This window comes from Limosilactobacillus mucosae (genome assembly GCF_046939755.1).
GTDB lineage: Bacteria > Bacillota > Bacilli > Lactobacillales > Lactobacillaceae > Limosilactobacillus > Limosilactobacillus mucosae_A.
On the sequence record NZ_JBKZAY010000025.1, the window covers coordinates 24100 to 30099 of the forward strand.

5 protein-coding genes, 9 tRNA genes and 1 pseudogene are annotated in these 6000 nt (G+C 45.5%); 3 read left to right on the forward strand and 12 right to left on the reverse strand.

The window, feature by feature from the left end:
• Nucleotides 1-172: 172 nt before the first annotated feature.
• Nucleotides 173-319 carry a hypothetical protein gene (locus ACLUWI_RS08235; protein ID WP_412146911.1) on the forward strand — a complete coding sequence of 49 codons (147 nt, stop codon included), beginning with the start codon at nucleotides 173-175 and terminating at the stop codon, nucleotides 317-319.
• A 106-nt stretch (nucleotides 320-425) separates the two neighbouring features.
• On the opposite strand, the gene asnB is transcribed toward ACLUWI_RS08235, so the two are convergent.
• A complete protein-coding gene (gene asnB / locus ACLUWI_RS08240; protein ID WP_412144937.1) occupies nucleotides 426-2012 on the reverse strand; it encodes an asparagine synthase B in 1587 nt (528 codons plus the stop codon).
• Between the two features lie 270 nt (nucleotides 2013-2282).
• Here asnB and ACLUWI_RS08245 point away from each other — a divergent pair, with 270 nt between their 5' ends.
• Nucleotides 2283-2795 (forward strand): methylated-DNA--[protein]-cysteine S-methyltransferase, encoded by a 513-nt coding sequence (locus ACLUWI_RS08245; protein WP_412146912.1) that lies wholly within the window; start codon nucleotides 2283-2285, stop codon nucleotides 2793-2795.
• A 145-nt stretch (nucleotides 2796-2940) separates the two neighbouring features.
• On the opposite strand, the gene ACLUWI_RS08250 is transcribed toward ACLUWI_RS08245, so the two are convergent.
• Entirely contained in the window at nucleotides 2941-3714 is a 774-nt protein-coding gene (locus ACLUWI_RS08250) for a (S)-acetoin forming diacetyl reductase (RefSeq protein WP_109588286.1), read from the reverse strand.
• Nucleotides 3715-4052: 338 nt separating this feature from the next.
• On the opposite strand from ACLUWI_RS08250, the gene ACLUWI_RS08255 reads away from it, so the two are divergent.
• Complete coding sequence (locus ACLUWI_RS08255; protein ID WP_412146913.1) at nucleotides 4053-4739, forward strand: hypothetical protein; 687 nt, start codon at nucleotides 4053-4055, stop codon at nucleotides 4737-4739.
• Nucleotides 4740-4780: 41 nt separating this feature from the next.
• Here ACLUWI_RS08255 and tnpA read toward each other — a convergent pair.
• The 10 genes and pseudogenes from tnpA to ACLUWI_RS08305 form a co-directional block, all read right to left on the reverse strand.
• A pseudogene (tnpA, locus tag ACLUWI_RS08260) lies at nucleotides 4781-5041 on the reverse strand (IS200/IS605 family transposase); the annotation flags it as partial.
• A gap of 63 nt (nucleotides 5042-5104) precedes the next feature.
• Nucleotides 5105-5189, reverse strand: a tRNA-Leu gene (locus ACLUWI_RS08265).
• 16 nt (nucleotides 5190-5205) lie between these two features.
• Nucleotides 5206-5276 (reverse strand) — tRNA-Cys (locus ACLUWI_RS08270).
• 61 nt (nucleotides 5277-5337) lie between these two features.
• Nucleotides 5338-5412, reverse strand: a tRNA-His gene (locus ACLUWI_RS08275).
• 17 nt (nucleotides 5413-5429) lie between these two features.
• Nucleotides 5430-5500, reverse strand: a tRNA-Trp gene (locus ACLUWI_RS08280).
• Between the two features lie 7 nt (nucleotides 5501-5507).
• Nucleotides 5508-5588 (reverse strand) — tRNA-Tyr (locus ACLUWI_RS08285).
• A 6-nt stretch (nucleotides 5589-5594) separates the two neighbouring features.
• Nucleotides 5595-5667 (reverse strand) — tRNA-Phe (locus tag ACLUWI_RS08290).
• A 30-nt stretch (nucleotides 5668-5697) separates the two neighbouring features.
• Nucleotides 5698-5770: transfer RNA gene (locus tag ACLUWI_RS08295), tRNA-Val, on the reverse strand.
• Nucleotides 5771-5775: 5 nt separating this feature from the next.
• A tRNA-Glu gene (locus ACLUWI_RS08300) sits at nucleotides 5776-5847 on the reverse strand.
• An 8-nt stretch (nucleotides 5848-5855) separates the two neighbouring features.
• Nucleotides 5856-5946: transfer RNA gene (locus ACLUWI_RS08305), tRNA-Ser, on the reverse strand.
• Between the last annotated feature and the right edge of the window lie 54 nt (nucleotides 5947-6000).

Here is a 6000-nt window from a genome sequence, read left to right on the forward strand (position 1 = left end):
GACTTAGACATTGAAAGTCTGATCGAGTGCTGTTTTATTTTTGAGTAAATTGATGATGAGAGCTTGGTTGGATGCAAGATGCTCTAACAGTTGATTGACACCATAAACCTATGACTATCGTTTCTAAGATGTCTAACGTTCGCAACTATTTATCATGCTTGTTCAAGAGGAGATGCGGACGAGTTCTCAACAGCTGGCAGCTAAAGTCTCTGATTTCATACCGGCAGAGATGCGGCTGCTGTTCAACAATCTCAATTTTGGCAAGGAGCCAAATTCTTCAGCAGCTAAATTTCCCAAACCCATCCAAGCAGAACCATGACTGCAAACTAAAAGCGCCACCTCAAGAGCTGAGGCTATTATGACAAGCCTCGCCTAAGATGACGCTTTTATCAATTATCGATTAATTATTATGACGACGAGTCGCCTTATTCACCACTGGCACCATAGTTTTTGAGTACTCGTGCGCTTGGATCGTCAACGTCACAGTTCTCCCATTCCTTGTTTGGCATCCAGAAGTCTTTGATCCATTTTGCTTTTCCCGGGAAATATTCCTCAAAAATATCACGATACATCAATGACTCCTTGGTAAACGGCGTGCAGTATGGATACTTTTCCTTGGCGTTGGCCACGTCTTCATCCGTGTAGCGCGTTTCGGCGTAGTCCTTCAAGTCATCAACCAATGAGTGACCAACCGCATCGCTAAAGGCCGCCTTTTCCCGCATGATGATGTCATCTGGCAAATATCCTTGCCCAGCAAATGCCTGCCGCAACAGATACTTGCCCTTGTGATAATGGTTCATCTTCAATTCTGGATCAGTTGACAGCGCATATTCAACAAAATCAAGGTCGGCAAATGGTACCCGGCCTTCCAATGAGTTGGAAGAAATGCAGCGGTCAGCCCGCAAAACATCGTACATGTACAGCTCGTGTACCCGCTTCAATGATTCTTTTTGGAATTCTTCTGCGTTGGGAGCAAAGTCCGTGTATTTGTAGCCAAACAGCTCATCAGAACATTCACCGGTCAAAATCACCTTCAAATCAGTATTTTCATGAATCTTTTTGCAGAGCAGGTACATCCCGATTGAAGCCCGAATCGTCGTAATGTCCCAGGTTTCCAGCTGGTAGATGACCTCATGCAAAGCGTTGAGCACATCTTCGCGCGTCATAATAAATTCGGTATGGTCAGTTCCCAGATAGTCGGCAACCTCCCGCGCGTACTTGAGGTCGATTGGGTTGCGGTCCATCCCAATTGCAAAGGTCCGAATCGGCTTGCCCAGAAGCTTGGTAGCAATCGAGCAGACCAAAGATGAGTCCAAGCCCCCAGACAGTAGATAACCAACTGGTGCATCCGAGTTTAGACGCTTGCGCACGGCTTCGACCAGTTTTTCGCGCAGAGTGCTGGCTGCCGTGGCAAAATCATCGGTCCGCATCTTCTGAACCGTCGTAGCATCATGGTAGCAGACGAATTTTTCGCCATCATAATAATATCCTGGCGGGAAAGGATAGATCTCATCGCAAAGATCCATCAGCGCCTTGGCAGTTGAGGCAAACGACATCTTATGCTCGCCTTTGGTATAGCCATAAAACATTGGTCGAATGCCAACCGGGTCGCGGGCGGCAACTACGCGCTTAGTAGTTTGGTCGTACAAGACAAAGGCAAATTCCGCGTCCAGCATCTTGCACATTGTATCCAGACCATATTTTTTGTAGAGTGGAATCAAAACTTCGCAATCACTGTTGCTGACAAATTCGTACTCGGGCGCCAAGTTCTTTTCCAATGCATAATAGTTGTATATTTCGCCGTTGCAAACTAAGATACAGTCATCATTTACAAACGGTTGCATTCCGCGCTCTGACAAGTCCATGATGGCCAGGCGATTAAAGCCAAAGACCTTGTCATCCATTGAAATCGTCCGAGTCATATCAGGTCCACGATCGTTCAGCTTGGCCAAGGCATCCGCAAAAGCCTTGGGTGCAAACTCACTGGAACCAGCGGCTAAAAATCCACACATCTCGTTCTCCTCTTTCCTCTTAAAACATTAAATATTAAATTATAGTATATCGCACAGTTTAATTTTAACAAACTTTTAATTTTGATGATGCCGTGTTTCCCGTAAATATAAACTTACTATTTAATTGTTTTTTGGCACTGATTATTAAAATTTATTAAGTCTAGCGTTACTTTTTTTAATTAATCGATGTAAAAATCGCTTTCATCAAAAATTTATAAATATCCATAATCTCACGGCTGCAGATACCAATTTCGAAAGGATTGATCTACTATGCTTAAATATCAATATCATTCCCCATTAGGTACCATGACCATGCTAGCAAGTGACAAAGCTTTGCATGGTCTTTGGTTTAACGGCCAAAAATATTTCGGTGCCGGCTTCGCGCTGGATGAGATTGCCACTGCGCAAAATTCGATTACTAAACATACGGCTACCTGGCTTGATCAGTATTTTGCCAAGCAGGCTCCCGACCCGCGTGAGATTCCGCTGGCCTTGGAAACCACGCCTTATCGGCAGCGCATTCTAGATACATTGCTGACGATTCCTATTGGGAGCACCATCACCTATCAAGAACTGGCCCAACAAGCCGCTCCTCATCAAAAAATAGCACCGGGAGCCGCGCGGGCAGTCGGTGGCGCCGTCGCTCATAATCCAATTCTGATTTTGATCCCCTGCCATCGCGTTATTGGCAGTGATGGTCAGCTAACCGGTTATGCTGGGGGCACTGCTCGTAAATTAGCCTTGCTACGACTGGAGGGTATTGTTTTCGCTCAGAAACACTAACCACGACGACCAATTGATTGCAGACCAAAGCGCGACTCAGTTGAAAAATCGGCAACTATAATTAAATACTAAGAACCAATGACCGCGCCAAATAAAAAAGATCTCACCGACATTCGATGAGATCTTTTTGACTTTAGCTTTAATTTTAGTGGAACTGCATCCCGCCATCGACTTCCAGCGTTTGACCGGTAATGTAGTCAGAATCTGGGCCAGCCAAGAAGGCAACGGCATTGGCAACGTCTTCAGGTTCAGACAGACGCTTCAGAGCAATATCTTTAGCAAACGTCTGCATACCCCATTCATCGCTCTTGCCGGCATTCTTACCAACTTGGTGAGCAATGTCCATCATCATTGGGGTCTTAACAATCCCAGGTGCGTATGCGTTAACCGTCGTGCCTTCTTCAGCCAGTTCACGTGCCGTAACCTGCGTGATCCCACGAATGGCAAACTTGGAGCTGGAGTAAACGGTCAGATTAGGGTTCCCAACGACACCGGCTTGTGAGGTAGCGTTGATGATCTTGCCTGGGTGGCCAAGCTTCTTAAAGGCAGCATGGGCAGCCTGAACGCCCCAGATCGTACCGCCCACGTTGATGCTGTAAACTTTTTGCAGATCTTCGGGCGTTACGGTATCAATTGGCGTTGTCGGAGCAACCCCGGCATTGTTAACCATCACATTGAAGTCGCCGTAGTGTTCAACGGCTTGGTCAACAGCTGCAAAGACTTCATCGCGCTTAGCAACGTCAGCCGTAACGGCAAAAGCTTCACCGCCATTTGCCTTGATGCCTTCAACTACTTTTTGCAGTGCATCCATGTGGCGAGCAACAACAACGACTGAAAAGCCATCCTTGGCCAAACGTTCAGCAATTGCCTTACCAATCCCTTGACCTGCACCGGTAACTAATGCAACTTTTGCCATAATTATTGCCTCCTAAAGATTGTGAATTAACTATCAAATTGTTGAGATAATTCTAAACGAACATCTTCGAAAAGTAAATTAATTTCACTAATGTAAGCATAATGAAAACGATTTTTGGTTCAACCAACAAAAAAGTTAAAATATGAGCAAAGCTTTTACGAACAAATCTGTTTACAGCGAATCAGTCAGACATCGTTTTAAAATAAAATTACTGTCAATTATTTCAAGGAATATCAGACAGTCAAAGCTGGCATCGATCATCAGTCAGAGAGATTAGGGGATTTTTTGCTTAAATTACGGTATGATTAGACTAAAGCCTTTTACGAAGGAAGGTTGTCGATATGTCGCATAAAGCTGCTGATCCAGAAATTATTAAAGTTCTGCTGAAGCAAGAAATCATCCGTTTGGGTATACAAAACAATCCCAGCCGGACCGTTTATCAAGACCGCTACCATCGCGGCGAGGCCCCCTCACCGAATAGTGCCATGCAGATTACCAAAATGTCTTGGAGCGATTTGATGCATGACTTGGGATTTAGCTATGATGCCAAGAAAAACATTGCTCAAAATGGCAAAAAAGGTGCCAGTAAGCATCAGGGTACCAAACAATCCATTCGTTTAGCTGATCCGCAGACATGTGAGAAGGTTGTTAATGGGGCCTTAGAACTCATGCGTCGTGAAAAGCTCTATAATGTAAAGGATTTTCGCCTACGTTGCCGACCGGTTCTGGGCGTCAGTTACGATTCGCTGATGCGCTATGGTTTTTCTTTTGAAGAACTCAAAAAGCGCTATGCTGTTAAATACGGTGAAAGCATTCGTAAAACCAGTCGTTGGAGCCGATATTCCAATGCCGATCTGACGTTTTTGGTCATTGACTATATGAAGGCGCATGAACTGAGTGGACTTCATCAATATTCGACCTATCTAAATCAGCATAATGATGCCATGCCCGCTACGGAAACCTTAAAGAAGCGTCTGCAGCTGTCTTATTCTGAGTTGAATCGGCTTTTAAAGATCCTGCTGCAGTAATCGGTGCCTTATATTTAATTATGCCTATCCATCCCGTGGCTTTAGTCATGGGATGGATAGGCTTCCTTAAGACGTTCTTTTTGAAGCGCATTGTATTTTTGGTTATTGATGTAGTTTTCTACGACGTCTTTGCTCATGTTGCCAAGCGTACTCATGTAGTAGCTAGGCGACCATAAATGCCCACCCCAGTATTGGGACTGCCGAATTTCCGGATGTCAATGTAAGAAAATCAAGGCACTTCTACCTTTGAGCGCCTTGATAGCACTAGTTGGCGCCTTGCTAGGTGGAAAACTGATTAGCACAAAAAAACAGCCATCAGTAAAAACTGATGACTGCTTAGTAAAGATATATAACTGAATATTTAATGCCTCCGGTGGGGGTCGAACCCACACTCCCTCAACGGGAACTGGATTTTGAGTCCAGCGCGTCTGCCAATTCCGCCACAGAGGCATAAGTCTTTACTAAAAGGTGGTAACCGGATTTGAACCGGTGATCAAGGTTTTGCAGACCTGTGCCTTACCACTTGGCTATACCACCAAATAGTGCCTGAACATATTAGTTCAAACTATCCAACTTTTGGTAAGCTGTCGGATAAAAGGGCGGTATGTGGGATTCGAACCCACGCATGTCGGACCCACAAACCGATGTGTTAACCAAACTTCACCAATACCGCCAAAATATTCAGTTGAGCAGGGATAGTAGGAATCGAACCCACAATGACGGTTTTGGAGACCGTAGTTATACCGTTTAACTATATCCCTATAATAATGGAGGAGGGTGGATTCGAACCGCCGAACCCGAAGGAACGGTTTTACAGACCGTCGCGTTTAACCACTTCGCTACTCCTCCATAAAGTGGCGCGGGACGGAATCGAACCGCCGACACACGGAGCTTCAATCCGTTGCTCTACCAACTGAGCTACCGAGCCATCCTTGTGGACGCAACTATTCAGTTGCAATGGAGGATACAGGGCTCGAACCTGTGACCCTCTGCTTGTAAGGCAGATGCTCTCCCAACTGAGCTAATCCTCCATAAGTGACCCATGCGGGATTCGAACCCACGATACCAGCGTGAAAGGCTGGTGTCTTAACCGCTTGACTAATGGGTCATAGGAAACGGAGAGTAAGGGATTCGAACCCTTGATACAGGCTTTAACCCGTATACAGCATTTCCAATGCTGCTCCTTCGGCCTCTCGGACAACTCTCCAATATCCGAACCCTGACACACAATGCCAGGTGCCAAAGTTCGTTTAGATGTGCA